This is a genomic window from Sphingomonas ginkgonis, from assembly GCF_003970925.1.
Lineage (GTDB): Bacteria > Pseudomonadota > Alphaproteobacteria > Sphingomonadales > Sphingomonadaceae > Sphingomicrobium > Sphingomicrobium ginkgonis.
Window position 1 is genome coordinate 902,283 of the sequence record NZ_RWJF01000001.1, and the last position, 26,146, is coordinate 928,428.

Here is a 26,146-nt window from a genome sequence, read left to right on the forward strand (position 1 = left end):
GTTCGGCAGATGGCGTGGCTCAACGCCACGCCCAAGCTGCCGGAAGGATCCAAGCGGGCGCAGAGAGGCGGATCCTCCTGCCTCAGCCGGATCGAAGAGCTGAAGAAGGACAAGATCTCGCCCCCCATGCCGCCGAACCCGGCGCCGCATCTGATCAATCGCCTGATCGAGATCGGCATCGCCGAGACGGGCGGCATGGGTCCGTCGACGCTTAGCTGGCGCGAGATCGGCGAGTGGCAGCGGCTTACCGGCGTTGAGCTTGAACCATGGGAAGCTCGGCTCATCCGGGATCTCTCGGCCGCGTACATCGCCGAGGGACGCCTAGCTGAGGACCACAACTGCCCGCCACCGTGGCGCGCAGCCATTACGCAGCAAGCGCGCGACGCCGACGAGGCGCGGCTCAGATCCGTCCTCGGATAGCTTGAGACGGCCGTTACGCTCGCAGCCTTGATGAGGAAGGAGGGAACCATGGACGACGGGTTGCCCTCGCTCGAAGTAGGCTTCGCGATCGACACTGCCGGGTCTTTTGAGCAGCTTAGCCGCCTTCAGCAGGTCATGACCTCGACAGAGGCGAAGGTCATTGCCGATGCTTCGAAGATCGAGCGCGCCACCGCGGGCATGGTCAAGCTCGGCGGAGCCTCGGCCGAGATTACCAGCTTCGCCAACGCGTCCACTCAGGCGGCTGCCACCGCTGCAGCAGCCATGGCTCGCGCGACCAAGGCGGGCGAGGCCTTGTCCCGCCAGATGGAGCGGCAGATCACCACCTTCGGCATGAGCCGGGCCGCGGCAGCGGCACTCGCGGCCGAGCAGACTGGCAATGCCGAATTGGCCGAGCGCCTCCGGAGCCAGGAGGCGGCTCTATCGGGCATGCGCGAGAAGGCTGCCGCGGCAACGAACGCCGAGGCGCAAGCGGTGCGTGACGCCGCGGGTGCCTACCGGATGTTCGAAGCGGTGGCGCAGCAGCGCATGGCAGCGTACCGGGAAGAGCAGGCGGCCGAGGCTGCCACCGCCAGGCAGGCAGAAGCCGCACGCACCCGGGCGGCGGCCGAGCAGGCGGTGAACGCCCAGCTGCTCGAGCGGGGCCGCCTGCAGGTGCTGCTTGAACAAAACACCGGGGCTGGCCGAATGTCGGCGACCGACGGCGGCGCTACGTTCAGCGCTCTGGCGGCAAAGGCGGCTCAGGACGAAGCGCGCGCCCAGGCCGATGCCGCCGCCACGGCACAGCGGCTTGCCGCTGCCCATGCGGAACTCGCCGCGAAGGTGCAGGGGTCGTATGCGGCCCAAGAGGCGGACGCGGCGGCGGCGGAGCGCCTGCGGCTCACTACCGACCCCCTCTACGCGGCAACGAAGCGGCTCAACGCGGAGATCGCCGAGAGCACGCGGCTCTACTACTCTGGAGCGACCGCCCCTGCCGAATACGCCCGGCAGCAGGAGGTGCTCCGCGGCCGCCTCGCTGCGGCGGCCAGTGAGCATGAACAGCTCGCAACGTCTGCGGGTCGCAGCGGCTTTGCGATGCGGCAATTTGCCATCCAGCTGCCCGACATCGCCCAAGGCTTGCTTACCGGGCAGAAGCCCATGCAGGTGTTTCTCCAGCAGGGCGGCCAGATCGCGCAGATCGGCATGTTGGCCGAGGGCGGGCTCAAGGGCTTCGCCCTGCAGCTCGGCGGGTTGGTCGCCGCCTTCACGCCGCTCATCGCTGCCGCCGCGCTTGGCGGCGCAGCATTGCTCGGCGTCAAGCAGGCAGCGGCGAGCGATGCCGAGATGAAGAAGTATGCCGAGAGCCTCGGCCTGACCCACGCTGAAATGAAGAAGCTCAAGGACCAGACGGTCACCTGGGGCGACGTCACCAAGGCCACCTTCCAAGTAATCGCCGAGCACGCCGGCTTCACTGCCGGCGGGATCTCGAGCTTCTTCAGCAACGCCTTCCAAAAGATTGGCGAGTTCGGGAAGTTCTCGGTCCAGATCATCCTTGCCGCGTTCGCCAGCGCCGTGAAGGGCATCTACAGCCTGTTTGCGAACCTGCCGGGCATCATCGGCAACGCTGCGGTCGGTGCGGCCAACCTCGCGATCGCCGCCTTCGAGAAAATGGTGAACCTTGGCGTCGCGGCGCTGAACAAGATCGGCAGCACGATAAACGCGGTGTTCAAGACCAACATCGCGCCCGTCGCCGACGTGGCGCTTGGGCGCATCCAGACCAGCTTCAAGGGCACCCTGGGGAATGTCGGCAAAGACATCGGGGCTCAATTCAAGGGCACCTTCGCGGACATCGACCGCGGGTTCGACAAGATCTCTGCCCGCGCGACCCAGAATGCTCGCGAGCGGCTGAAGAACAAGGCAGCGGAGATCATCGCCGACCGCACGCCCAAGAAGCCGCCGAAGCCGAAGGAAGATCACCACGCTGAGCAGCTCGCTCGCGAGGCCGAGGCGACCGAGGCGCAGATCCGCAACCTCTACGCGCTGGCCGATGCCTACCGCGTCTCCGGCGCCGCGGCGCTGATTGCCGAGGCGCGCGTTAAGGCCGAGTCCGACGCGATCAAGAAGCGCGCCGACATCGAGGAGCTGGTCGACCGCCAGATCCGCCTCTCGATCGCCCAGCGGGTCTCCGATGCCGCAAAGGCGACGGCCGGCATGCGGGACCAGGCTTCTGCTCAGGACAAGGTCAACGCGATGGTGGCTGCCGGGACAGTCCCCGCCGAGCGCGCGGCCGAGCTGGTCAAGGGTCAGATTGCCGACCTGCCGCTGCTCGCAGCGGTGGAGGCAGCCCAGCAACGCGGCCTGGTGACCGAAGCAGGCCGGGCAACTGCCGCGCTTGCCGATCAGCGCGCCGAGCGCGAGCGCCTGGCGGCTGTTGAGCGGAAGGCGCAGTATCTCGCAGCTGCCGACCAGGGCGACAAGCAGCTTGCGCAGCTTCGGGAAGAGCTGCGCCTGGTCGGCGCCACCGACGCAGTGCGCGTGCATGCTCTGGCGGTGGTGCGTGCCACCCAGGACGCCGAGAAGTTCAACCCCGAGGACAGGGCCGCCTACATCGCACAGCAGGTCGCGATCGCCGACCAGACCCAGGCGCTGGCAACGGCACAGGACAGCTACAACAATGCTCTGAGCTACACGGCGACGCTGCTCGGGACCGTCAACGGGCAGGCGCAGGAGATGGCGGACAGCCTCTCGGCAGCGTTCGGCAACGTGGGCAGCGGCGTCGGGCAGGCACTTACTGCTCTCACCAGCTATGCCGCCGTCCAGGCCAAGCTCGACGAGGACCATCGCGCGGCCCTGAAGGCGGCCGGATCCGACGCGGCGCGCGCCGCCCGGGCGGATGTACTCTACGCCAAGCAGTCCGGGACGGCACGGCAGCAGGCCACGATGCAGGCGATCGGGGGCCTGAAGTCGCTCTTCAAGGAGCACTCGACCGGCTACAAGGTCATGTCCGACATCGAAAAGGCCTACGCAGCCTTCCAGGCGGCGCAGACCATCGCCTCGATCGCCCGCGACGTCGCCAAGACGGCCTCCAGCCTCGCCAACTCGGCCGCCCGTACCACCGCCAACACGGCCGAGGGCGGTTCGAAGATCTTCGCCGAGCTGGGCCCGTGGGCCTTCCCGGTGGTCGCCGCCATGGTCGCGGTCATCGCGGCGCTGGGCTTCCGCGGCGGCGGTGGCGGTCGGTCGACCGCGCCGATGTCGGCCGACGACCTCCAGAAGAAGGCAGGCACCGGCACCGTGTTCGGCGCTCCGGACGAGAAGAGCGCCAGCATCGCGCACAGCCTCGAGCTGGTCGCGGCCAACACCGACGGCGCGCTCCAGTCCTCGAACGAGATGCTCAAGAGCCTGCGCTCGATCGACACCTCGATCACCGCCATGGCCGGCGCCGTCGCCCAGCAGATCAACGTCGCTGGTTCGCTGTTCGACACGTCCAAGCTCAACCTCGGCTCGAGCGGCAGCGGTGGGTTCCTCGGGATCGGCGCCAAGAACACCACGCGAACCCTCTACGACGCCGGGATCACGCTTGCGGCCACCACCGTCGGCAACATCGTCGCCAACGGTATCAGCGGCAGCACCTATCAGACGGTCGAGCAGATCAAGAAGAAGAGCGGCTTCCTCGGGATCGGCGGCAGCACAAAGACGAGCTACCAGACCTCGAACAGCGGCCTCGACGGGTCCATCACCAGCGCCGTCCAGAGCGTCATCGTCAACCTGCGCAACGGCCTGGTCACCGCGGCCGGCGCCATCGGCATCGATGGTGCCAAGGCGATGCTCGACAGCTTCCAGGTGAACATCGGGAAGGTCTCCTTCAAGGACATGTCCGGCGCCGAGATCAAGGACCAACTCAACGCCATCTTCTCCTCGGTCGGCGACCAGATGGCATCGTCCATCTTCCCCATGGTCACCCAGTTCCAGAAGGTCGGCGAGGGCGCGTTCGAGACGCTGGTGCGGGTCGCCTCGACCTTCCAGGCGGTCGGAGACTCGCTCAAGATGCTCGGCACCAGCGCCGCCAACCTCGGCATCGCTGCGCGCATGGGCCTTGCCGACCAGTTCGAGACGATCGGCGACCTGACCAGCACGGTGAACGCCTACTTCAAGACTTACTACTCTGAGGCCGAGCAGAGCGCAGCCAAGACGGCGCAGCTCGCCACCGTGTTCGCCAGCCTCGGCCTGTCGATGCCGGGCACCCTCGCCGGCTTCCGCCAGCTGGTCGAGGCACAGGACCTGACCACCAGCGCCGGGCAGGAGGTATATGCGACCCTGCTGAAGATCGCGCCGGCCTTCGCCGACCTGCAATCCTCGCTGGAGGGCGCGAAGAGCGCGGCCGACGTCCTGAGCGAGCGCCAGAACCTCCAGCGGCAGCTGCTTGAGCTGCAGGGCAACACGGCCGAGCTCCGCCGCCTCGACCTCCTGAAGCTCGACGAGAGCAATCGGGCGCTGCAGCTGCAAATCTGGGCAATTCAGGACGGGCAGGACGCTGCGAAGGCGGCCGACGATCTGCGCAAGGCGTGGACCTCGGTCGGCGACAGCATCATGGACGAGGTCAAGCGCATTCGCGGACTGTCGGACGGGACCGGCGCCGGCACCTTTGCCTCGCTGCTCGGCCAGTTCAACGTCGCGACCGCCTCGGCCCGCATCGGCGACCAGGATGCCGCCAAGTCGCTGCCGCAGCTGTCGCAGGCGCTGCTCACCGCTGCGGCGAATGCCGCAACGAGCCGGCAGGAGCTGGACCGTATCCAGACGGAGACGGCCAACAGCCTGCAGGCGACCTATGGCCTGATCAGCAATTTCGGCGACGCTGCCTCGGCCAGCTCGAACGCCGCGCTGCTCAATGCCGCGGCGGCCACTCAGGCCGCGGCGCCGGCGACGAACGACAATGGCAGCGCGTCGCTCGTCGACGAGGTCCGGCAGCTGCGCGAGGAGGTCGCCCAGCTGCGCGCCGACAACAATGCCGGCCACGCCGCCACCGCCAGCAACACCGGCAAGGTCGCGCGTATCCTCGACACCGTCACCGCCGATAGCGGCGGCAACGCTGTAGCGACGGTGATCGCGGCGTGAGGGCAGAACGGCCGCGCGGGCCGCGGACCAGCCTGCTGCTGGCCGGCGATCAGGCCGGCGGGAACCTCCTACTTGGTGGCGACCAAAGCAGCGGTGTGGCCGTCATCGATCTTGGCGAGCTTGAAGTCTCGCCGACGATCGGCATCACCGATTATAGCCGCAGGGTAACCGACGACTTCGGGGTGACCACGGTCGCCAAGCGGGGCTTCTCGCGAACGATGTCGGTCCGCTTGGCGCTTCCCTCCAGCCATGTTGACGCTGTCCAGCGCTCGCTCGCGAGTGTCCGCTCTACGGAGGTTCGGTGGGTTGCCGATGACCGCTACGACTGGCTGAGCGTCAACGGCTTCTATAAGGACTTCAGCCTCGACCTGGCCGTGCCGCCGACTAGCTTCTGCACGCTCACCATCGAGGGCTTGGCCGAGACCGAGACAACCGCCGACGACGGTTCCGATCCGGCGCCTGACAGCCCCTCTACCCTCAAGCTGCTTGAGCCCATGGCCGTAGTAGGGGCGGCGCTGGCGTCCAGCACGGTGCCGGAGAACGACTTTCCAGCTTGGGCCAACCAGACCGGCTATGCGCAGGGCAGCCGGGTCATCAGCACGGCTACCCACCGCATCTACGAGTGCTCCGTACCAGTCAGCCTCAACCGTGATCCGACGACCACGCCGGACGATTGGACGGACGTCGGGCCGACGAACCGCTGGGCGATGTTCGATCAGGCGCTAGGCACCGCAACCAGCGGCGCGCGCTCGATGCAGGTAGAGATCAACGCCAGCGGCGTTGACGCCGTGGCTCTCCTCAACGTGGTCGGATCCTCTGTTCGGGTCCAGGCGCCCGGCTATGACCGAATGACTGCCGTTTCCGCGGGGACGATCGGGTTCCTTGATCTCCCGCAGACCACTGGCAGGGTCACTGTCACTATCACCGGTGCGGGCACGGTGTCCGTTGGCACGCTGATTCTTGGCACTGTCCGGACCCTCGGCATCACCGAAGCCTCACCCACAGCGGGGATCAACGACTACAGCAAGAAGACCATCGACGAGTTCGGCTCGGCCACCGTTGTGGCGCGCTCCTGGGCCAAGAAGATGAACGTCCGGGCGCTGATCCGGACGGAGGCACTCGACCTCGTCGCCAACCGGATCGCCTCGGTGCGTGCCACGCCCTCGCTATGGATCGGCGACGAAGGCACCGACAGTCTGACCATCTACGGCTTCTTCAAGGATTTCTCGATCGAGGTCGGCGATACAGTCAGCACGCTTGCGCTGTCGGTGGAGGGCCTGTCCGAGGCGGCGCCGCTGGCCGGCACGCTGTCCGATCTGATCGACTCGCTGCTGCCAAAAGTACAATGGTCCTCGGACGGGCTGGGAGGCGCCGGCGCTTCCGCCTGGCACGAGACCTATGTCGATCGGCAGGACTTCTTCCAGCGTCAGTCGACCGACAACGGGATCACATGGGGACCTGCCATCCGGGTCGTAGCATCGGACCGCAATGCCGATGGCGGCGGGAACATGCTGGCCACGCCCGATGATCCCTCGAGCTGGATCCTGAGGGCCGGTGCGGTCACCAGCGATGCCCTGCACTTCGCTACGCCCTTTGTCGCTCTGCAGCATGATCTGGACTCGGTGGTCTGGAGCGCGCCCTTCTCGGTGATCGGGGGCGAGACCCTGTTCTTCACTCATAGTGTCGTCGCGGACCAGGCTGTCCCGCAAGGCCTCGATACGAGCGCCGGCCTCAACCTGTTCGCGGCCGACGGGACGGCTCTCGAGCCCGTGAACGTGCTCTCGGCCGCGGTCACCACCGCCGAGGCGGTCACGGGCAAGTTCAGGCGCACCGGCTCGATCGCGGTGCCGCAGGAGCGGGCTCCAATTGGCGGCGGCGCCCTCAAGGTGGTGGCGCAGGCGGCCTTCTACTCGATTCGCGAGGGCGGCGCTGCCGGCGGTACCTTCTATGTTGGTGAGCCCTTCGTCTCTCGCTTCCAGCCCGGCGACGTCACCAGCGTGGTCGACGGGCCCGGGTCGGTGACGTTCAAGTTTGCGTCCGACGGCACGCCGGAGGGCGGCGAGTTCCCGCGCGACCTCTACTATTCGGTGACCTCTGCGGCCGGAGCCGTGACGCCCGACCGGTGGGATTACGTCGTCTTGGAAGGGGCGGTGAACAACATCTCAGCTGGTCCGACGGTCACTCTGCTCGACGCTCCTGGCGTGCTGCACATTGCCTCGATGCAGAGCGACAGCGCGACGATCGTCGTGCGGGCCATCAAGAACGGCGCGACGCTTCAGCACACCCTGGTCCTCAACCGCCTAACGGCGCCGCCACCGGCACCGGGCACCACCACGACAGCTCCGGCACCCTCCGGCGGTGGTGCTCCCGCGACCAGCACAGCTGGCAGCTCACAGTCGAGCGGCTTTGCGGCGTACAGCAGCACTAGCCCTGCAGCGGTCAGCGCTGCGCTTGGGATCAACGTCACGGGCTCTTCGGCGACAATCTCCGTCAACCTGTACGGCTCGCCGCAGCGGGCCGGCGGCGCGGACGACTGGACCAACTGGATGAAGGTCCAGCACGAGACCGCTCCCGGCTCGGGCGTCTGGGTCGACGTGGGGGGAGAGGAGGGGCCTACCTCTAGCGCCGTCACCGTCGACTATCAGGACACGGTGCCCCCTCGGCAGGTCACCTATGCAGACCCCGCCCACTTCGAGTTCAGCCGGCAGGCAACAGGCCTGGCTGCCGGCAACCACAACTTCCGGGTGGTCGCGCGGTGCAGCGCGGCTAAGCTTCACTACGTGACCGGCTCGGTGTCCACGGCTACGCCATGACTCTCCTTTCCTTCCGCAACTCGATCACCGGCGAGATCCACGTCTCCGGGAGCCCGGAGGGCTATGCCGGAGAGGAATGGGAACTGGTCGCAGAAGGCGCCGACCGGCCCGATCCGGCGGCCGAGATCGTTGAAGGTGCCTGGCAGGTGCCTGTCGCGGTCCTGCAGCAGCGTCAGTGGGCGCGTGTCAAGGCGATCCGCGGCGAGCGCGAGCTGCTTGCAAGCACGCCGTTTGGAGTGGTGCAGAGCGACCAGGCGTCCAAGCTCAACATCAACGGCCTAGTGATGATGGCGCAACTGCAGGGTGCCAGCTTCTCGGAGGAGTTCACCCTTGCCGACAACACGATCGCAGGGCCGCTGAGCGGGCAGCAGATGGTGCAGCTGGGCATGGCGGTCGGGCAGCATGTCAGCGCTGTCTATGCACGAGCGCGGGCGCTGCGGGATGAGATCGAGCAGTCGAGCGATCCCGCCTCGGTCGACATTGAGTCAGGCTGGCCGTGAGCAGCTTCACTGCCCCGCTATTACTCGAGGCAATGCCCGAGGAGCGCAATGGCGAGGGGTTGTTCCGAGTGGCCGAGGCCTTCGGCTATGAGATCGGCAGCAGGGGCTCGGGCGACTGGGTCTGGGTGCCGGTCGGCTTCATGACCGACCTTTGCACGGTGCCGTGGTTCGCCCGGCCCTTCATTCCGCTGTCGGGAAAGGTGGCCAAGCCGGCGCTTTTGCACGACTGGCTGCTGACCAACGGAGATCCGCGCGCGATCGCGGTCTTTGCGGAGGCTCTGAAGGTCGCCCAGGTCCGTCGAGGTCGGCGAGGGGTGTTGCTCGCTGCCGTGAAGTTGTGGGCATGCTGGAGGCGGGTACGCGCGACGGTGATCGGCCGACCCGCAACACAGGGCGCGTAGGCGGGGCCGTCAAACGGAAGAACAAAGGTGCACGATGCTTTGCCTGGGGAGGGGTCTCCTCGGCGCAGGATCATGCCCGTCGGAGTGCTTGAGGCATGAACGAAATCAACGTGAGCGATCGCCTTCTTAGCGATCTGCCTCCAGCCGCCCCCCTGGTCGGCACCGAGACTGTGTACATCGAGCAGAACGGCAACAGCCGAAAAGTGCCGATGAGTGAGATCGCGATCTTAGCGCTCCACAGCGTGCTCACGTCCCAGTTGCAAGCCCTTGTCGATTCCGCGCAGATGTATGCTCAACAGGCGCAGGATGCTGCCGATAGAGCGCAAGGCAACTTGGGTTCTCTTGCCCTTACCGGGAACCAGCTTGCAGTTGGCGTCGCTGCCAATGGCACCATCACGGGAGCGACCGACGGATCGATTATTTCGATCGCGAACGCGCCCTCCGGTTTCACCGTCAATTCGGCGGCGCGCACCTGGGCGTTCACTGGGAACGCGGCTGAAGGCTCAGGCAACCTGACGCTCACGGAAACCTTGGCAGGCAAGAGCCCCAAGAATACTTCTGTCGCGTACCGGGTGCGTCCCGCCCCCTCGGCGATGTCTCTCGGCGACAGCACCATCGCCGTCTACAACACATACGGCAGCGTCCTCCGCAGCTATGTCGACACGACGCTGGCGAAAACCGACCTCGCAGTTGCGGGCAACACGATCGCCCAGCAGCGCGCGGCGCTGGACGCTTCTTCGGCCGCTGCTGGTGCCGTCTGGCTCGTGATCCAGGTCGGTCACAATGACCTAGATAGCACGCTGAAGTCCACCCTTCAGCTCATCACCGAATACCAGTCTTTGGTCGATGCGGCCCGGGCAAAGATGGCGCCGGGCGCGAAGATCCTCGCCGCGAAACTTACGCCTGCAAAGCTGCGCTACATGGCCGCTTATCCGGATGGCGCGGCCAGCCAGCAAATGGCGATGGATCTCAACGCCTCGATTGCCGGAACGCCGAACCCCGGCTTCCCCGCGATCACCGGTGTCGATGGCCGTATCACCTCGCACTATGACTCGCTGAACGACGGCTCGGGCAACCTTGCGGCTGCCTATGACTCCGGTGACCACATTCACGAGAACGGCGACGGGCGGGCGATCATCGGCGCGGCCTGGACTGCGGCCCTGAACGCGCTTGGCGTGCTCGGCACTGCCCCGCACACCACGCCCTACGGCCCGGAATTGGTCACCAATGGAGACGTCTCGAACGGTACGACCGGGTATACCGCAGGCGGCGGAACCACGATCGCCGCGGTGTCCGGCCAGCTGAAGGTGGTTTCCGGCGGCGACTCCAATGCCGCTACCCAGGACATCTTCACCCTGATGCAGGGCAAGGTCTACAACTTCCGCGCGACCATGACGCCGAGCTCGCTGGATCGCGCCCGAATCGAGCTGCTCGGCGCCACTACGGCCACGTTCTATTACGCGAACACCGCCAATGGCGTCGTGGATGCGCAGTTCACTGCTTCTGGAACCAGCTTGCGCATTGGGTTAGAAGCCGCGTCAGCGACCGCCTGGGCTGCCAACGGCGAGTTCGCGCTGTTCGACAATATCAGCGTGCGGGAGGTCTACTGACGAGCAGGATGAAGTCTCATGCGGGCTCGTTTTTAGTCCTTCGACGCGTAAAGCATGTGCCGGGTCCAGCGGCGTTCGTGGGTCCGCCCTTCGACCTTGAAGCCCTGCGCCTCGAGAGCCGCCCGGACCGCGGCTTTTGTCCTGAAGCCATCGTCTCCGGTAGCATCGGCCACGAAGTCGTGGCAGGAAATCGCTAGGCGCCTGATCGGCACATTCCCGAAGCCCTGCACTGCCAAGCGCTCGGCGCCTTCGATGTTCATCTTGAGGAAGTCCAAGCGCTCGACGCGATGCTCTGCACATAGCGACGCAAGTGAGCGGGTCGGCACCCGGTCACCGGCCTTGCCAATGCTGTTGGCGAGATGGTTCTCGCCGCTCGCGATCGAGGTTTCGCCATCGCGATCGGTGAGAGCGCAGAACAGGGGTGTGACGTTCGGCAGCTTGGACAGCGCGATCGTCTTGGTGAGGCAGCGAAAGGTGCCGGGATGCGCCTCGACCGCGTAGACGCGTCCAACCATGGGGGAGAGGGTCACCACCTCGTCGCCCATGCCGGCCCCCACATCGAATACGACGTCGCCGTATTTCGGGGTGTAGCGCCACAAGAACTCGTCCCGCGTGGCGGCGTCGACCATGCTTAGCCGCTTGGCGTGAACATCGGGGCTGGCGAAGGTGGTGCGGCCCTGCTCGTGGATCCAGTCACCGTCGGCGTCGATGTGGAAGCGCCGCCCACGCCCGATCGCATTGGCAGCGACGACTGCCAAACGACCCTGACCGGCACGCCTGAGCCGCTCGATACTGCCGAACGCCAGTGCCGAGAGGTTCAGCGTCATGCTCTGTCCTGCGCTACCGCCACGATCGCCGGCGGCCTTGATCGGCCATTTGAAGGGGTCAGTCGCAACAACCGGCGGGACGCCTGGGTGAGTGGTCGCTCGACCCACCAGTGGAAAGGAAAGCTGGCCGCCACGCAGACGAGCGGCATCAGGGCGAGCTTCAGATAAGGGTTGGCGGGAGCGAGCAGCAAGATAGTTGGGTGGACCAGGTATAGGGAATAGCTGGCGTCGCCGCCCTCCACGATCCAGTCCCACAAACGGCCTCGAAACGCCCCCTCCCACTGGAGCGCGCCCCACACGATCAGGGCGGCGAACGGACCCCAAAGGAATGCTCGGGAGGTGAAGCCCAGCATGTGGTCAGGCCAGCCAAACTCGGGCCGACCCAGCAACGGGATCGCGATGATGCCCGCAAGCGCTGCGAGCAAGCCGATCGCGCGGAAGCGGGTCAACGGAAGACAGGCGATCAGAACCCCGGCGAGGAACTCAAGCACCATAGGATTGCCGAGGTAGGCGAATAGCGGGTGCGCGCCGGCATAGCCGAAACCAAGGAACAGCAGGTAAGCAAGCCCGAGCAAGGGTATTGTCCGGCGGCTCCATAGGACGAGCCCGGCACCGAGATAGAAGAGCATTTCGAAGCTGAGCGTCCACCCAACGACGAGGAACGGTAGCTTCAGCTCGCCGAACCATGGCCAGAGCGTCAGCGAGGTGAGCAGGCGCTGTAAGCTCCCATCCCACCCCATGACGAGCAGCGGAACCGACGCGAGCCAATAGATCGGGTAGATCCGGGTCAGGCGATCTGCCGCAAACTCCAGGGCTGACCGATCGCTGAGCAGCCGGGTAATGATGAAGCCGGAAATAACGAAGAACAGGTCGACGCCGGCGGTCCCGGGTAGGAAATAGCCGCTTGCGCAATGCGCTAGGACGACCAGCCCGGCAGCGGCGAAGCGAAGAGCCTGGACAGTCTCAAAGCGCCGGGGGGGCAGGGAAGGCTCGTTACGCGTCACCTCGGCTTACTACCAGACGATCATATTTTCGCAGTCCTCGCACCGGCCGAATTCGCCCTGGATCGGCCGTTCGTGGCAGCTGCAACACATCCCGGGCGGCGCCTCAGTGGTGAGGGTGCGCCACAACTTGCGAAGATCGCCCACCATCCAATCGAGCACCTTGCCCGGCAGGAAAAAGACGGTGCGCCACAACAACATGCTGCTGGCCTAACACCGACTCACAAGAAAGATCAATGAACATGGTCAGCGTCGCAACAGGGCGTGAGATGTCTCAGCCCTATGACCGGTCAGCACCGATGGAAGCGGTCGGATGAACAGGTCGGAGGCATTCCTGCTGTGGACGCTCTGCTACTTCGCGGCGCTCACGGCCTTCGCTGCGCGGATCGCGCACCAGCTCTTCAGCCTCGGTAGCGAGCCGCCCGAAGATCCCGTTGAGCTTGCTCATTGGCGGCGGCGCCGGCGTTGGCTCATGACCTCCGAGTTTTCGGCACTGCCGATGTTCGCCACCCTATCGGTCCTCGCGGCTGAGCAAGGCTGGGTCAGCCCAGTGACCGCGGTGATTGCTGCCCTGTGTGCAGGCGCGCTGGGCTTCGCCTTCTTTCTTCATGCCCTGGAGGCTGTCGTAATGCGGAGGATCAACTCATGACCTTCGACCCGCTCGCCGTAGTGGAGATCGCCTCGATGGTGAGCAGCGGACTGTCAGCCGGAGGACTGATGAAGGCCGCGCGCGCGGCCCAACTCCTGCGCAAGCCCGAGCTCGAGCGGCTCGGCGATGCCGTCGCCGCAGCAGTGCCGCTCCCGGACGACGACGCCTTTGCCGAACTGCTCGGCCGCTTGGACGAGGTCACGTCCCCGGCTCGCCACTGATCCCTCCCTCGGAGACCGACAATGCTGCGATTTATGCAAACGCGCCTCGCCGGCGCGGTCGACCATCTGCGCGTCCGCCTGGTGGACGATGTCCACTGCTCATGGCGTTGGGCTACGACCTGGCTCAATCTGGCGGGGACTGCGGTCCTGACCTATGCGCTCGAGCATGAGGCGGTGGTCAACACGCTGCTGCCCTTCCTCCCGGCGTCGCTGAAGCCCTACTCACCAATTCTCGGCCTGCTTTGGGGCGTCTTGGTCCAGGCTGCCCGCAGCATGAAGCAGCAGCGCTCGTGATGAGCTATCGATCTTCCGAGCCCCCGCCCGGCCGTCCGCCGCGGCTCGCGGCCGCGATCGCCGCGGCATGTGCCATGTGCACGCCGCTGACGGTCGCCAGCGAGGGCACGGCCCTCAGGCCTTATTGGGATCCGGCTCACATCCGCACGGTTTGCAATGGCGAAACCGAAGGGGTCGAGGAGCGCGCCTACAGCCGGGGGGAGTGCGGTACCATGCTGCGGCGGCGGCTAGCGCGCGACTACGCGCCGAGGCTCCTGCAGTGCCTGCCCAACCTAGCCGACGATCGTCGGACGCCAGTCTTCGCCGCCCTGCTCGACGCAAGCTACAATGCTGGCTGGCCTGCGGTCTGCAGCTCGCCCATGGCGGCCCGAATTCGGGCCGCGGACTGGCGCGGCGGCTGCCTTGCTTTGACCGCGCGCTACCGCCTACCTGGGCTCGGCAGACCTTCAAACGGTTGGTTCACCACGGCTCGCGATCGCCGGACCGGCGCCAGGACCGAACTCCGAGGGCTAATTGCGCGGCGCCAGAAGGAACAGGCCCTCTGCCTAAAGGGTGCGGCATGAACCCGTGGCTGGCAGGCTCCGCGGCGATCGCTGTGTTGGCAGCCGCGGTGGGCGGGTACCTGGAGGGCAAGTCGGCAGGCGTCCACCAGGAGGAGGCCGCGGAACTGAAGCGCGAGCGAGAGCAGCAACTCTCAGCTGAGCGGATGCAACGATCTATCGACGAATATGAGCGGGCCAGCGCGCAGCGCGAAGCAGGCCGGCAAGCGGAGGTGCGCTATGTCTATCGTGAGGTGCCGCGGGTGGTCGCGGGTTCTCCTGTGTATCGGAACGGCTGCCTCGACGCTGCTGGTATCGAGCTGCTCGACCGTGCGGCCGCCAGCGCCAACAGCGAAGGTGGCGCAGCGACTCCTGGCAGATCCGCCGAAGCTGCCGGCAGTGCAGCGAACGATGGATCCGGTAACCGGCAGAGTGACCGCTAACGGCGGGCAGCTGCTCGCGAGCTTAGCCGAGATCTACGATGTTGCGGGGGCCATCCGATCTCAGCTGGTCAGCCTCATCGCCGAAGTAAAGCTGCGCGATCAGGGCGCCGCATCTAACCCAAAGAAATAGAACACGTCCGCTGCCGCGGCGAACGGGTATTAAACCCTTTTTGCGGCCGAGCGGGGGTGCCCTGGTGGAACAGGGCAACCGACCGGGAAGGCCCCGGTCACGACGCAGCAGGCCGTCGCTGGCCGCCCCGCACCCGTGCACCGGGCGGGGTCATGTGGATCCCTAATCATCATGGAAAGCTCAACAATCGAAGTTAAGCCGGTGGTACCCGTAGCACCTTACATCGGCGGTAAGCGCAACCTCGCGCGCCGCCTTTGCTCAATTATCGATGGAATGCCCCATACTGCCTACGCGGAGCCGTTCGTCGGGATGGGTGGCGTCTTTCTCCGCCGCAGCCGGCGACCGCGCTGCGAAGTCATCAACGACATCAGCGAGGACGTCGCAACCTTCTTCCGAATTCTGCAGCGGCACTACGTTGCCTTCATGGACATGCTACGCTTTCAGCTCACCACCAGGGCTGGCTTCGAGCGCCTGATCAGAACCGACCCCGCAACGCTCACCGACCTCGAGCGAGCGGCCCGCTTCCTCTATCTCCAGCGCGCGGCGTTCGGGGGGAAGGTCGTCGGACGAAACTTCGGCGTCACGCTCGACTCCGGCGCCCGCTTCGACGTCACCAAGCTCGGGCCTATGCTCGAGGACCTGCACGAGAGGCTAGCCGGGGTTGTGGTCGAGCGGCTACCGTTCGGGGACTTCATCAGCCGGTACGACAGACCCGGAACCCTGTTCTACCTCGACCCACCGTACTGGGGCTGCGAGGAAGATTATGGTTCCGCGTTCGAGCGGGCGGACTTCGAACGCTTAGCCGAGCAGCTGGCCCGCATCAGCGGGCACTTCATTCTTTCGATCAACGACACGCCCGGCGCTCGTGAGGTGTTCGGCCGCTTTTCAATCGACGAGGTGGAGACAAGCTACACGATCGGCACCCGGTCCGCAGGCGCTAAGAAGGTCGGCGAGCTGATCGTCCGAGGTGGAAACCGCTGCTGAAGGTCGGGGTACGGGTGGGGGTATTAGCCTCCGCCCATCCCGTCGAGAAATGGCGGATTTCACCCATGTCTTACCCTGAGCGCGGCGGAGGACGTGTCCGCCGCGCTTGGGTGCCGCGCCCTGGTCAACCGCTCGCCACCCACCCCGCTTATTTCGGACCAACCTCGGTTAGTCACGAACCTACGGGCCTAAGCCTCGTCCGTTGCGAGCGCGGCGGAGCAACTCCTAGCACATAACATCACGGGATCTCCATGCTCACCAACGCGACCGTCCAGGCCGCGCGGCCGCGGCCGCGCGCCTACAAGCTGCACGACAGCGGCGGGCTTCACCTTCTTATCCGGCCAACCGGGTCCAAGTCCTTCCGCATGAAGTTCCGGCGTGGAGGGAAGGAGCAGCTGCTTACCTTCGGGCGATGGCCTGAGCTGACCCTCGCAGCGGCGCGCGGTCGACGCGACCAGGTGCGCGAGCAGCTCGACCGCGGCGTTGACATAAACGTCAACGACGCGGCCGGTGGTCAGTCCTTCGAGCAGCTCGGCCGCCGCTGGCATGCCGAGCAGGCCGAGCATTGGTCCGCCGCACACGCGAGTGATGTTCTCGCGAGCCTCGAGCGCGACGTCTTCCCGGCGATCGGCAGCCGGGTGCCGGCGGAGATCCGCGCTCGCGACGTTCGCGATCTCCTCCGGATCGTCGAGGCACGCGGGTGCAAGGAGAGCGCCCGTCGGATCCGCGAGCGCATTTCCAGCATCTTTCGGCTCGGCATTCACGACGAGCTTTGCGAGCAGGATCCTGCCGCGATCGTCGCCGATCGTCTTGGCCCGCGGCCGCTCCAGCGCCCCCAGCCTGCGTTGACCAACCTCCCCGACGTGCAGCGGCTGGCATCCCTCGTCGACCGAACCCCGTGGCCAACTGTACCGCGCCTGGCGTCGGCCTTCCTCGCGCTCACCGCGGTCCGCCTCGGCGCACTCCGCGGCGCCCGCTGGTCAGAGATTGAGGACCTGGACGGCGCCAGCCCAGTCTGGCGCATCCCGGCGGCGCGAATGAAGCTGCGCAAGGCCAAGAAAGCCGATCCATCGGCCGAGCACCTGGTGCCGCTGTCGGCACAGGCCGTGGCGGTGCTCTCGAGCCTCAAGCCGCTGACCGGCGGCGGCGAGCTCATCTTCCCCGGCCGCCGACGCGGTGCGCCGATCGGCGAAGGCGCGCTGCGCGACCTCTACGCCGCCGCGGGGTATTCCGGGCGGCATGTGCCCCACGGCTGGCGGGCGAGCTTCTCGACCATCCTCAACGACCGCTTTCCCGAGGAGCAATCCCTTATCGACCAGGCGCTCGCCCATGCGGGCCACAAGGGCAAGGTCGAGGCGGCTTACAATCGGGCCCAGCACTCTGCGCGGCTGCGCGATCTGTTCCAACGCTGGGCGGACCTTCTGTCGCCCGCCGACCGCGCGACCGACACCCAGTGCGGTGGCACGCACCTTGCCGCTCTCCCCCTGGAGAGCCACCGCGACGGCGATTAGCCGGCGCGCGCAGCATCGCCGCCGAAACCGGCGGTTAGGTTTTCGTGCTGCAGGTTGAGCAGGTTCAGGCCGGAATCGAACTAGCGCCGCGCAAAGCGCGTCCTTTTATTCTCCATCACCCGGATTCTGGCCCTTTCGTGAACTCGCGCTTGTGTCGAGTGCGCGCCCCATCGCGGCAAGAGCGTCTCCGAGCGCGTCGTCGCCGGCGATGAACCGGGCCTGCTGCTCGGCAGAAACGCCGGCGAGCATCGCCTCCGTCTCGGCAAGGTGCGCCTCGCGCCTTGCCGCCTCGCAGTCCGGAGGAGGCGCGTTGCCCAAGACCTTTCGCATCCAGGCCGCCGCTGCTTTAGGCAGGCGGCTGATGTCGAAGCCGTAAGCATTGGTGATCTGCCGAACCTGCGGTCCGGCGGCGCCGGCATTATCGGTAGGCTCGGTACGCCTGACCCAATCCAAGAAACCGTGAGCCTTCAGCCGCGCCAGCGCGCGCACCACGGCAGCCCGGGACCGCCTGAGCTTGTCGCAGATCGTGTCGATCGCCGGATCGAGGCGTCCCGTCTTCCAATCGGCGAAACGGTTCAGCAGGACCTTGAGGACCTCGATCCCGATGGCCCCGATCGGGCCGTTCCACCGCCCAGCCTGCTTGTGCTTCCGGTCGTAGAACTCGGCCGCCTGCAGCAAGGCAGCGCAAAAGCGCCGCGCCTCGCGCCTGGTCGCGCCCAAAGGCCGCCAGATCCTCTCCTCGCGCTCACCCCGGTGCCGGCTGTCTCGCCGAACTGGTTGGAACGTCCGCCTGGCCTTCGATGGCTGGGCGCCAGCGAGGACCTCTCCCAGAGCCCGCGCGGTCAAGACCGCGCCTCCACGCTACGCCCATTGTGGCCGCTGGGAGACGCGCACGTTGCTCCCCCCTTCATTGGCGACATCGCCCATCCCCAAGTCAGCGGCCACGGCTGTCAGACTGTGGCGCGCTTCAGGCGATGTATGTCGGCGTTCGAGTCCCCTCCTGGGCACCAATCTCCGGCGGCCATGTCGCCGGCGGTTGCAGCGATGCTCTTTGTCCTACTTCCTCAGCAGGTCGCGGAAAAGCTCTTCCCATTGCGGCACGATGGCGTCGCGGCTGAAGTCGTGCACCCGCTGGAGGCCACGCGCGGCCAGTGTCTCGCGGCGGCCAGCGTCGGCGAGCAGCTGGCCCAACGTATCGACCCAGGCGTCGAGGGTGGGCTGGCGGTCCTTCGCGGGGATCGGCATGAGGATGCCGTGATCGGACCATTCGGCGGCGCGGATCGGCTGCGTGGGTTCCGCGTTGGTGGGAGCGAGGATCTCGCGGGGACCGGTGGGACAGTCGGACGAGACGACCGCCGTGCCGCAGGCCATCGCCTCGCATAGCGCCAAGGGGAAGCCTTCCCAAGCGGAGGGAAAGGCGAAAAGGTCGCTGGCGGCAATGAGCTTGAACGGGTTCTCGACGAAGCCGAGGCAATGAACGTCGGCAGCCGGATCCAGCCCGGTCCACGGCGAGCTCAGGCTTAGCCCCGATGCGGCTACCTGATCCAGGAAGGCGCCGCGGCGCGGACCATCCCCAAGTATGAGCAGACGGCAGGGCTGGCGCTGCCTGAGGTCGGCTAGGATCGCGAGCAGCGGCGCCTGGTTTTTCTGCTCGGCCATCCGGCCAGACGTGACGATCACCGGAACCGAGCCGAAGATCCCGGCCTCAACCTCGGCAAGCGGCTCCGCGGCCAGCGCGCGGATCCGCTCGAGATCGAAGAAGTTGTTGATGACGCGCGGGTGGCGGACACCCATCGTGCGGAGCTCGCGCGCGATGTCGCGGCTGACGGCGACGACCGCGTCAGCCGAGCGGAGTGCGAGCGGAAGGAGCAGGTGCCGGCGGATCGTTCCAAGCGCTCCGCTGATGTCCTCGTTTCCGAGGATGGAGCCATGCACGACGGCGACCCGCTTCGCCCTGCCTCTGCTCAGCAGGTCGACATATTGGGCGCCTTCGAGATGGCTGACGCTGATGTCGCACCGCCACTCTCTCTTGAACGCGCGATAGCGGGTGGCGCGCTCGAAGAAGCCGGCGACCCTCCGCCGGGGCGAACCGCCGCCGGTCACGTCGAGGCTGGTCACCTGGCCGCCCGCATAGTCGACCCCGTCCGCCCGGTTGAACACGACTTCCCGGACCTCGGCGAAATGGGCGAACGCCTCGGCATGATCGCGCACGACCCGCGCCGCGCCGCCCATCGAGAGTTCGGTGACGAGAAGCGAAATGCGCAAGTCCGGTGCCCGCCTGTAGTGCGTTCCGCGGGCGAGACCCGGGAGAGAGGAAGGCCGTGCTTGTCGCACGGACCGGGATCCCGCAAGAGGCGAGCCGGGCCGGCCCGGCTCGCAGGGGAGTGACGACAGGCAGCATGGATCGCCCGGCCGACCCGAACCAGCCTTCGCACCCGCCTACGGCGCGGCGGCGGGTCGCCATCGTCGACGGCAGCATCGATCGCACCGGCGCGCTGCTCGCGATCGTGCGAGAGGCGAGGCTGGTGCCCGCGCTGGAGTTCGTCCTCATCGTCCCCGAGGCGAACCGGGTGCCAGACCGCGACCTAGCCGATTTCGCGAGGGTGATTCGCTTTCCTGTGCCAACGCTGCGCCGCCAGTGGATGAGCGCGGCGAGCTATCCCTGGCGCCTTATCCGCGACGGGCTTCGTCTCAAGCGCATGCTGGAGCGGGAGGAAATTGCGGCGGTCCAGGTCAACGATTTTTATCTCGCCTCCGCGCACATGGCCAAGGCGCTCGGCTATAGCGGGCGGATCGTTACCTGGCTGCGGATCGATCCCGCCAAGTTCGGTGCGCCCGGCCGCTTGTGGCTGGCGATTGCCCGTCGGTTCAGCGATCAGTTGGTTGCGGTATCCAGGACGGTCGCGGCGCAGGCTCCCGGCTGGCCGGCGCAACTGCTCTACGATCCGACCCCGACGCTCGCGCCGGCGTTCGAACGCGGATCACGCAAGTTCGTCTATCTCGGCAACTATATCAACGGAAAAGGGCAGGGGGTGGCGGTGGCGGCTTTTGAGAGGGTTGCCGTCGCGGACCCACGCTGCGAGCTGCATTTCTTCGGGAGCACGATGGGGCTGCCCAAAAACGAGGCTTACAAGGCGCAGCTCGAGCAGATCGCCCGGCGCTCCCCGGGAGCGTCGCGGATCCATTTCCACGCCGCGGTGGACGGTGCCGAGAAGGCCTTCGCCGGGGCCTATGCGGCGCTGAACTTCTCCGAGAGCGAATCCTTCTCGCTGACCTGCCAGGAAGCCAGCGCCGCCGCGCTGCCCGTCATCGCCACCCGCTGCGGGGGGCCGGAGGAGATCATCAGCGACGGCGAGACCGGCTTCCTGATCCCGGTCGGCGATGCGGCGGCGGCGGCCGACCGCATGCTGGCGCTGCTGAACGACCCGGCGCGGGCCGAGGCGCTCGGCCGGGCGGGGCGCGAGCGGGTCCACCGCTGCTTCTCGGCCGAGGAGTTCCGCGCCCGCCTGCTCGAGCTGTTCAACGGCTGACCCCCGCCGCCGCAGGCAACCAAGGCCGGGATCGGCGGTTCACCGCCAATGGCGGAAAGCAGCAGCCGGACGGCGATCATCGCGGCGCTGGTCGGCAATCTCGCGATCGCCGCCATCAAGGCCGTCGCCGCCGCCATCTCGGGCAGTTCGGCCATGCTGTCGGAGGCGGTGCACAGCTTCGTCGACACCGGCAACGAGGTGCTGCTGCTCTACGGCCAGCATCGGGCCGCCCGGCCGCCCGACCAGACCCACCCCTTCGGCTACGGGCGCGAGATCTACTTCTGGAGCTTCGTCGTCGCGCTGCTGATCTTCGCGCTGGGCGCCGGGGTCTCGATCTACGAGGGCATCGTCCACATCCGCCACCCCGAGCCGATCGCCCGGCCGACGCTGAACTATATCGTTTACGCGCTGTCGATGGTCTTCGAGGGGATCAGCTGGGTGTTCGGCTGGCGCGCCTTCGACCGCGCGCGGCAGGGCCGCGGAATCGTCGAGACGGTGCGCAAGAGCAAGGATCCGACCAGCTTCATGGTCCTGCTCGAGGACAGCGCCGCACTGGTCGGGATCGTCATCGCCGCCGCCGCCACCTTCCTCAGCACGCAATTCGAGCAGCCGTGGATCGACGGCAGCGGGTCGATCCTGATCGGGCTGGTGCTCGGCGCGGTCGCGGTGCTCCTCGCCCGCGAGAGCAAGGAATTGCTGATCGGCGAGCGGGCCGCGCCCGAGCTCAGCCACAGCATCCGCGAGGTCGTCGAGCAGGAGGACTGCGTGGTGGCGGTCGACAGCATCATCACCAGCCAGCTGTCGCCCGAGCAGGTGATCGGCGTGCTCGGGGTCAAGTTCGACGACGGGCTGACCCTTCCGCAGGTCGAGGCGCTGATCGAGCGGATGGAGAAAAGCTTGCGCCGCAAGCATCCGGAGCTGTTCCGGGTGTTCGTCCGCCCGGTTGCCACCACCAGCGGCGACGGACCGACCGATGCGGCGGCGCCGCCGGCGCTCGCCAAGGCGGTCGCGGCCGGCGGGACTGGTCAGGCCGGACCGACGCGCTAGGGTCGCCGCCATGCCGCTCTATGCCCTCGACCACCACCATCCGCTGCTCGCCGCCGACGCCTGGGTGGCGCCGTCCGCCGACCTCATCGGCGAGGTCCGGCTGGGCGAGCGCGCCTCCGTCTGGTTCGGCGCGGTGCTGCGCGGCGACAATACGCCGCTGGTCGTGGGAGCCGACAGCAACGTCCAGGACGGGGCGGTCGGCCACAGCGATCCCGGCTTCCCGCTGACGATCGGCCGCGGGGTCACCGTCGGTCACCAGGCAATTCTCCACGGCTGCACCATCGGCGACGGCGCGCTGGTCGGAATGGGGGCGCGGATCCTCAACGGGGCGGTGATCGGCGCGGGCTGCCTGGTCGGGGCCGGCGCGCTGGTCACCGAGGGCAAGTCGTTCGAGGAAGGCTGGCTGATCGTCGGGGCGCCGGCGCGGGCGGTCCGCCGCCTCAGCGACGAGGAGCGGGATCGGCTCGGCGGATCGGCGCGGCTCTATGTCGCCAAGGCAAAGCGCTTCGCGGCGGAGCTGCGGTTACACCCCTGACACTTGAAGCCGCCGCCGCTCCTGCCACCTTGGCGGCATGATCGACATCCGTCCCTTCGCCTCGCTCGGCCATGCCGACCACGGCTGGCTCGACGCCCGCCATCACTTCAGCTTCGCCAGCTACCATGATCCCGCGCGGATGGGCTGGGGCCGCATCCGCGTCTGGAACGACGACCGGATCGCGGCACGCTCGGGCTTTCCGCCGCACCCGCACCGCGACATGGAAATCGTGACCTACGTCCGCACCGGCGCGATCACCCACCAGGACTCGATGGGGAACAAGGGCCGGACCGCGGCGGGCGACGTGCAGGTGATGAGCGCCGGGACCGGCGTCCAGCACGCCGAATATAATCTGGAGGACGAGGCGACGACCCTGTTCCAGATCTGGATCCAGACCGACCGGCCCGGCGCGCGGCCGAGCTGGGGGGCGATGCCCTTTCCCAAGGACGACCGGCAGGGCCACTTCCAGCTGCTCGCGAGCGGCGACCCCGACGACGGGAGCCTGACCATCAACGCCGATGCGCAGGTGCTCGGCGCGACCCTGCCCGCGGGCGGTCGGATCGAGCTTGCCGCCGACCCCGAGCGGCACCTCTACCTGGTGCCGAGCGGGCGGGTGACGGTGAACGGGGTCGAGGCGTCCGCCCGCGACGGTATCGCGGTCACCGGCGAGACGCGGCTCGAGATCGTCGCTCGGGACGACGCGGAACTGGTGCTGGTGGACGCCGGCTGACCGCCAAGCGGTTGATAAGCGGGCGCGTGAGGGAGTATGGGCGCCGTTCATCGCCGGTTCCGCGAGCGCGGGGCAAGACGCGGTCCTTCGGAGACGATTTCTTGCGTTCACCTCGATTGATCCTGGGTCTTGGGCTCGGTCTCGCGGCCGCTCCCGCGCTGGCGCAGAGCACGACCGTGCTTACCCCGGCCCCGCCCGCGCGCGAGGACACGGTCGGGCCCGAGCAGCTGCGCAACTTCTCGCTGGGCGGGACGAGCGGGCAGAACTCGAGCCAGCCGGCCACCGTGGCGCCGGTACCCGCCGCCCGGGCGCCGGCGCGGACCGGCCCCGACACCTCGGCGGCCACGACACCCCCGCGCGAACAGCGCGAGCGGGTCGCCGCCGCGCCGCCGGCCGCCGAGGCGCAGCCCGAGCGGGTCCGCGCCGCTCCCGCCGAGCCGGCGGTGCGCGAGCGGTCCGCCGAACCGCCCGCCGCCACGGCGAGCGCGCCCAGGCAGGCGGTGCCGACCCTGACCTCGCCGGCGCTGGCGCCCAGCCCGCCCGTCGCGCTTCCGGCGCCCGCGCCGGTCGCCCCCGCCGACCTCGACGAGGGCAGCGGTTCCTCGACCCTCGTCTGGATCCTGCTGTTGATCGCCGCGGCCGGAGCCGGCGGCGCCTGGTGGCTGCTTCGCCAGCGCGGCAGCGGCGGCAGCGGCGGCGCCCGTCCGGCGCTGGCCGGCGGCGGCTTCGATCTCGGTGCCCCCGAGCAGCCGCAGCCGATCCCGCCGCTCAAGCGCGCGCCCGCCACCACGCAGCCGCTGCAGCGCGCGGCGGCGCCCGGGCTCGTTCGTCGTCCGGCCGGCGAGACCGTCCCGCCGGCCGCGCCCGCGCCGCGGCCGGCCGGCGGCGGCATCGTCTCGTCGCGGCTGCGGCCGTGGGTCGAGCTCGACCTGAGGGCCGAGCGGATCGTCGTCGACGAGGGCGGCGTAACCCTCTTCTTCGATCTCAACGTCCTCAACAGCGGCAACGCGCCCGCGCGCGAGGTCAAGATCGAGGCGATCATGATCAACGCCGGCGCGGACCAGGAGACCAATCTCGCCACCTTCCACGAGCGGCCCGCGCCGGGCGCCGGGGGCATCGAGGTGATCGCCCCGCTCGGCCAGCTGGCACTGCAGAGCCAGGTCCGGCTCCAGCGCGACGCGGTCCGCGAATATGAGGTCGAAGGGCGCAAGCTGTTCGTGCCGGTCGTCGCGCTGCAGGCGAGTTATCGCTTCAGCTCGGGCGAGGGGCGGACCTCGGTCAACTACCTCGTCGGCCGCTCCGGCGGCGAGGACGGGGGCAAGATGGGGCCGATCCGCATGGACCTCGGCTCGCGCATCTTCCGCGGGCTCGACCAGCGGCTCAACCCGACCGGAGTGCGGCGCTAGATCACGTCGCTGTTGTAGCTGTGCCAGGCGAGCACCGCGGCGGCGCCGCGGTGGGGCCGCCACTTCTCGGCCAGCTCGCGCACCTGCTTCTCGCTCGGCTTGCCGTCCAGCCCGAGCAGGCGGCCGATCTCGATCTGCACCGCGAGATCGCCGGCGGGAAGCACGTCGGCGCGGCCTTCCGCGAACAGCAGATAGATTTCCGCCGACCAGCGGCCGATCCCCTTGATCCGGGTCAAGAGCTCGATCGCCTCCTCGTCGTCTTCAGGCAGCCGGTCGAGGTCGAGCTCGCCCGACAGGACCAGCCCGGCGAGGCTGCGCGCGTAGCCGGCCTTCTGGCGCGACATGCCGGCGGCGCGCAGATCCTCGTCGCTCGCCGCGAGGATCGCCGCCAGGTCGGGCGGGGAGCCGAACGCGGCTTCCAGCTTGGCCCACAGCGCGCGGGCGGAAGCGACGCTGACCTGCTGGCCGACGATCGTCCGCAGCAGGGTCGCGACGCCGGTCTCGCTGATCCGCGGCTCGGGCCGGCCGAGGCGATCCATGACTCCGGCGAAGGCGGTTTCGCTGGCGGCGAGATGGTCGAGCCCGGCGTCGAGCGACTGGCGGGTGCGGACCATCAGGCGACGGTCGCCGCGTAGAGCGCCACCGCGGCGGCGTTGGAGACGTTGAGGCTCTCGACCGCATCGCTGATCGGCAGTCTGGCGAGCGCGTCGCAATGCTCGCGGCTGTTCTGGCGGAGGCCGGGGCCTTCGGCGCCGAGCACCAGCGCCACCTTGTCGGGGCCGAGCGCCTCCTGAAGGGTCGACCCGGCGTCGCCGGCGAGCCCGATCCGCCAGAAGCCGGCCTCGGCGATTTCCTCCAGCGCGCGCGCGAGGTTGACCACGCGCGCCCAGGGCAGGCGCTCCAGCGCCCCCGACGCGGCCTTGGCGAGCGCCCCGCTCTCGGGCGGCGAGTGACGGTCCTGGGTGACGATCCCGACCGCGCCGAACGCCGCCGCCGAGCGGATGATCGCCCCGACATTGTGCGGGTCGGTGACCTGGTCGAGGACGAGCAGGACGGACTTGTCGCCGGCTTCGTGCAGAAGGTCGGCGAGCCACATGTCCTCGAGCGGCTCGACCTCGATCACCACGCCCTGGTGCGGGGCGTCGCCGGGGACCAGCCGGCCAAGGTCGGCGGCGTCGGCGAGGGTGACCGGCACCTCGGCGGGGAACTGCATGAACCCGGCCGCCTCGCGCGTCGCCCAGGCCTTGAGCACCCGCCGCTCCGGATTGTCGAGCGCGGCGGCGACCGCATGCTTGCCCCAGAAGCGGGGGCGGTTGGCGGTGCCGTGGTGCGACTGGTGCGATTTCTTGCGGCGGGACATGGCGTGGCCGCTTAGCCCAGCAGTACCCGATTGGCGAGCGTCGAGCCCGGCGGCGCGCCGATGGCCTAGGCGCTCGGGCCAGA

Annotated in this window: 25 protein-coding genes; 18 read left to right on the forward strand and 7 right to left on the reverse strand. The window is 67.9% G+C overall.

The window, feature by feature from the left end:
- Positions 1-9: 9 nt before the first annotated feature.
- From HMF7854_RS04460 to HMF7854_RS04485, 6 genes are all read left to right on the forward strand, one after another.
- On the forward strand, positions 10-420 hold the full coding sequence (locus tag HMF7854_RS04460) for a phage tail assembly chaperone (RefSeq protein WP_239016837.1): 411 nt from the start codon (positions 10-12) through the stop codon (positions 418-420).
- 48 nt (positions 421-468) lie between these two features.
- Positions 469-5,532, forward strand: a complete 5,064-nt coding sequence (locus HMF7854_RS04465) for a hypothetical protein (protein ID WP_126717999.1) — start codon at positions 469-471, stop codon at positions 5,530-5,532.
- Positions 5,529-8,345 (forward strand): hypothetical protein, encoded by a 2,817-nt coding sequence (locus tag HMF7854_RS04470; RefSeq protein WP_126718000.1) that lies wholly within the window; start codon positions 5,529-5,531, stop codon positions 8,343-8,345. Before HMF7854_RS04465 ends, HMF7854_RS04470 begins: the two co-directional genes overlap by 4 nt.
- Complete coding sequence (locus HMF7854_RS04475) at positions 8,342-8,845, forward strand: DUF4376 domain-containing protein (RefSeq protein WP_126718001.1); 504 nt, start codon at positions 8,342-8,344, stop codon at positions 8,843-8,845. The genes HMF7854_RS04470 and HMF7854_RS04475 overlap by 4 nt, the downstream gene beginning before the upstream one ends.
- Positions 8,842-9,246: a DUF1353 domain-containing protein gene (locus tag HMF7854_RS04480; RefSeq protein WP_126718002.1), complete on the forward strand. Its 405-nt coding sequence runs from the start codon at positions 8,842-8,844 to the stop codon at positions 9,244-9,246. The genes HMF7854_RS04475 and HMF7854_RS04480 overlap by 4 nt, the downstream gene beginning before the upstream one ends.
- Before the next feature lie 95 nt (positions 9,247-9,341).
- The gene (locus HMF7854_RS04485) at positions 9,342-10,856 is read left to right on the forward strand and encodes an SGNH/GDSL hydrolase family protein (protein WP_126718003.1); all 1,515 of its coding nucleotides are present in this window, start codon (positions 9,342-9,344) and stop codon (positions 10,854-10,856) included.
- 32 nt (positions 10,857-10,888) lie between these two features.
- Here the strand turns inward: HMF7854_RS04485 and HMF7854_RS04490 are convergent, their stop codons facing one another.
- Genes HMF7854_RS04490 through HMF7854_RS04500 form a run of 3 tightly spaced genes read right to left on the reverse strand, consistent with a single transcriptional unit; the run spans position 10,889 to position 12,885 of the window.
- A complete protein-coding gene (locus tag HMF7854_RS04490) occupies positions 10,889-11,683 on the reverse strand; it encodes an FkbM family methyltransferase (RefSeq protein WP_126718004.1) in 795 nt (264 codons plus the stop codon).
- Positions 11,680-12,687 carry an acyltransferase family protein gene (locus HMF7854_RS04495; RefSeq protein WP_126718005.1) on the reverse strand — a complete coding sequence of 336 codons (1,008 nt, stop codon included), beginning with the start codon at positions 12,685-12,687 and terminating at the stop codon, positions 11,680-11,682. Before HMF7854_RS04495 ends, HMF7854_RS04490 begins: the two co-directional genes overlap by 4 nt.
- A gap of 9 nt (positions 12,688-12,696) precedes the next feature.
- A complete protein-coding gene (locus tag HMF7854_RS04500) occupies positions 12,697-12,885 on the reverse strand; it encodes a hypothetical protein (protein ID WP_126718006.1) in 189 nt (62 codons plus the stop codon).
- A 112-nt stretch (positions 12,886-12,997) separates the two neighbouring features.
- Here HMF7854_RS04500 and HMF7854_RS04505 point away from each other — a divergent pair, with 112 nt between their 5' ends.
- From HMF7854_RS04505 to HMF7854_RS04530, 7 genes are all read left to right on the forward strand, one after another.
- Positions 12,998-13,333 (forward strand): hypothetical protein, encoded by a 336-nt coding sequence (locus HMF7854_RS04505; RefSeq protein ID WP_126718007.1) that lies wholly within the window; start codon positions 12,998-13,000, stop codon positions 13,331-13,333.
- Entirely contained in the window at positions 13,330-13,554 is a 225-nt protein-coding gene (locus HMF7854_RS04510) for a hypothetical protein (protein WP_126718008.1), read from the forward strand. The genes HMF7854_RS04505 and HMF7854_RS04510 overlap by 4 nt, the downstream gene beginning before the upstream one ends.
- Positions 13,555-13,587: 33 nt before the next feature.
- Positions 13,588-13,848 carry a DUF7940 domain-containing protein gene (locus tag HMF7854_RS04515; protein WP_126718009.1) on the forward strand — a complete coding sequence of 87 codons (261 nt, stop codon included), beginning with the start codon at positions 13,588-13,590 and terminating at the stop codon, positions 13,846-13,848.
- A 74-nt stretch (positions 13,849-13,922) separates the two neighbouring features.
- Positions 13,923-14,411: a glycoside hydrolase family protein gene (locus HMF7854_RS16250; protein ID WP_420822359.1), complete on the forward strand. Its 489-nt coding sequence runs from the start codon at positions 13,923-13,925 to the stop codon at positions 14,409-14,411.
- Complete coding sequence (locus HMF7854_RS15680; protein ID WP_185829153.1) at positions 14,408-14,830, forward strand: hypothetical protein; 423 nt, start codon at positions 14,408-14,410, stop codon at positions 14,828-14,830. The genes HMF7854_RS16250 and HMF7854_RS15680 overlap by 4 nt, the downstream gene beginning before the upstream one ends.
- Positions 14,831-15,131: 301 nt before the next feature.
- Complete coding sequence (locus HMF7854_RS04525) at positions 15,132-15,944, forward strand: DNA adenine methylase (RefSeq protein WP_126720062.1); 813 nt, start codon at positions 15,132-15,134, stop codon at positions 15,942-15,944.
- Positions 15,945-16,195: 251 nt separating this feature from the next.
- Positions 16,196-17,455, forward strand: coding sequence for a tyrosine-type recombinase/integrase (locus HMF7854_RS04530; protein WP_126718011.1), 1,260 nt, complete (start codon positions 16,196-16,198; stop codon positions 17,453-17,455).
- Positions 17,456-17,560: 105 nt separating this feature from the next.
- On the opposite strand, the gene HMF7854_RS04535 is transcribed toward HMF7854_RS04530, so the two are convergent.
- Positions 17,561-18,175: a replication protein A gene (locus HMF7854_RS04535; protein WP_126718012.1), complete on the reverse strand. Its 615-nt coding sequence runs from the start codon at positions 18,173-18,175 to the stop codon at positions 17,561-17,563.
- Positions 18,176-18,511: 336 nt separating this feature from the next.
- Positions 18,512-19,720 (reverse strand): glycosyltransferase, encoded by a 1,209-nt coding sequence (locus HMF7854_RS04540; protein ID WP_126718013.1) that lies wholly within the window; start codon positions 19,718-19,720, stop codon positions 18,512-18,514.
- A gap of 134 nt (positions 19,721-19,854) precedes the next feature.
- On the opposite strand from HMF7854_RS04540, the gene HMF7854_RS04545 reads away from it, so the two are divergent.
- The 5 genes from HMF7854_RS04545 to HMF7854_RS04565 all read left to right on the forward strand — a co-directional run bounded on the left by HMF7854_RS04545 (position 19,855) and on the right by HMF7854_RS04565 (position 24,703).
- On the forward strand, positions 19,855-20,985 hold the full coding sequence (locus tag HMF7854_RS04545; protein ID WP_126718014.1) for a glycosyltransferase family 4 protein: 1,131 nt from the start codon (positions 19,855-19,857) through the stop codon (positions 20,983-20,985).
- Positions 20,986-21,033: 48 nt separating this feature from the next.
- Positions 21,034-22,032, forward strand: a complete 999-nt coding sequence (locus tag HMF7854_RS04550) for a cation diffusion facilitator family transporter (RefSeq protein WP_126718015.1) — start codon at positions 21,034-21,036, stop codon at positions 22,030-22,032.
- Positions 22,033-22,042: 10 nt separating this feature from the next.
- On the forward strand, positions 22,043-22,567 hold the full coding sequence (locus HMF7854_RS04555; protein ID WP_126718016.1) for a gamma carbonic anhydrase family protein: 525 nt from the start codon (positions 22,043-22,045) through the stop codon (positions 22,565-22,567).
- A 37-nt stretch (positions 22,568-22,604) separates the two neighbouring features.
- Complete coding sequence (locus HMF7854_RS04560; RefSeq protein ID WP_126718017.1) at positions 22,605-23,297, forward strand: pirin family protein; 693 nt, start codon at positions 22,605-22,607, stop codon at positions 23,295-23,297.
- A 116-nt stretch (positions 23,298-23,413) separates the two neighbouring features.
- A complete protein-coding gene (locus HMF7854_RS04565; protein ID WP_126718018.1) occupies positions 23,414-24,703 on the forward strand; it encodes a hypothetical protein in 1,290 nt (429 codons plus the stop codon).
- On the opposite strand, the gene HMF7854_RS04570 is transcribed toward HMF7854_RS04565, so the two are convergent.
- Both HMF7854_RS04570 and rlmB read right to left on the reverse strand, forming a co-directional pair.
- A complete protein-coding gene (locus HMF7854_RS04570; protein ID WP_126718019.1) occupies positions 24,700-25,317 on the reverse strand; it encodes a DNA-3-methyladenine glycosylase family protein in 618 nt (205 codons plus the stop codon). The two genes, HMF7854_RS04565 and HMF7854_RS04570, sit on opposite strands and share 4 nt — an antisense overlap.
- Positions 25,317-26,063, reverse strand: a complete 747-nt coding sequence (rlmB, locus tag HMF7854_RS04575) for a 23S rRNA (guanosine(2251)-2'-O)-methyltransferase RlmB (protein ID WP_126718020.1) — start codon at positions 26,061-26,063, stop codon at positions 25,317-25,319. Before rlmB ends, HMF7854_RS04570 begins: the two co-directional genes overlap by 1 nt.
- Positions 26,064-26,146 lie beyond the last annotated feature (83 nt).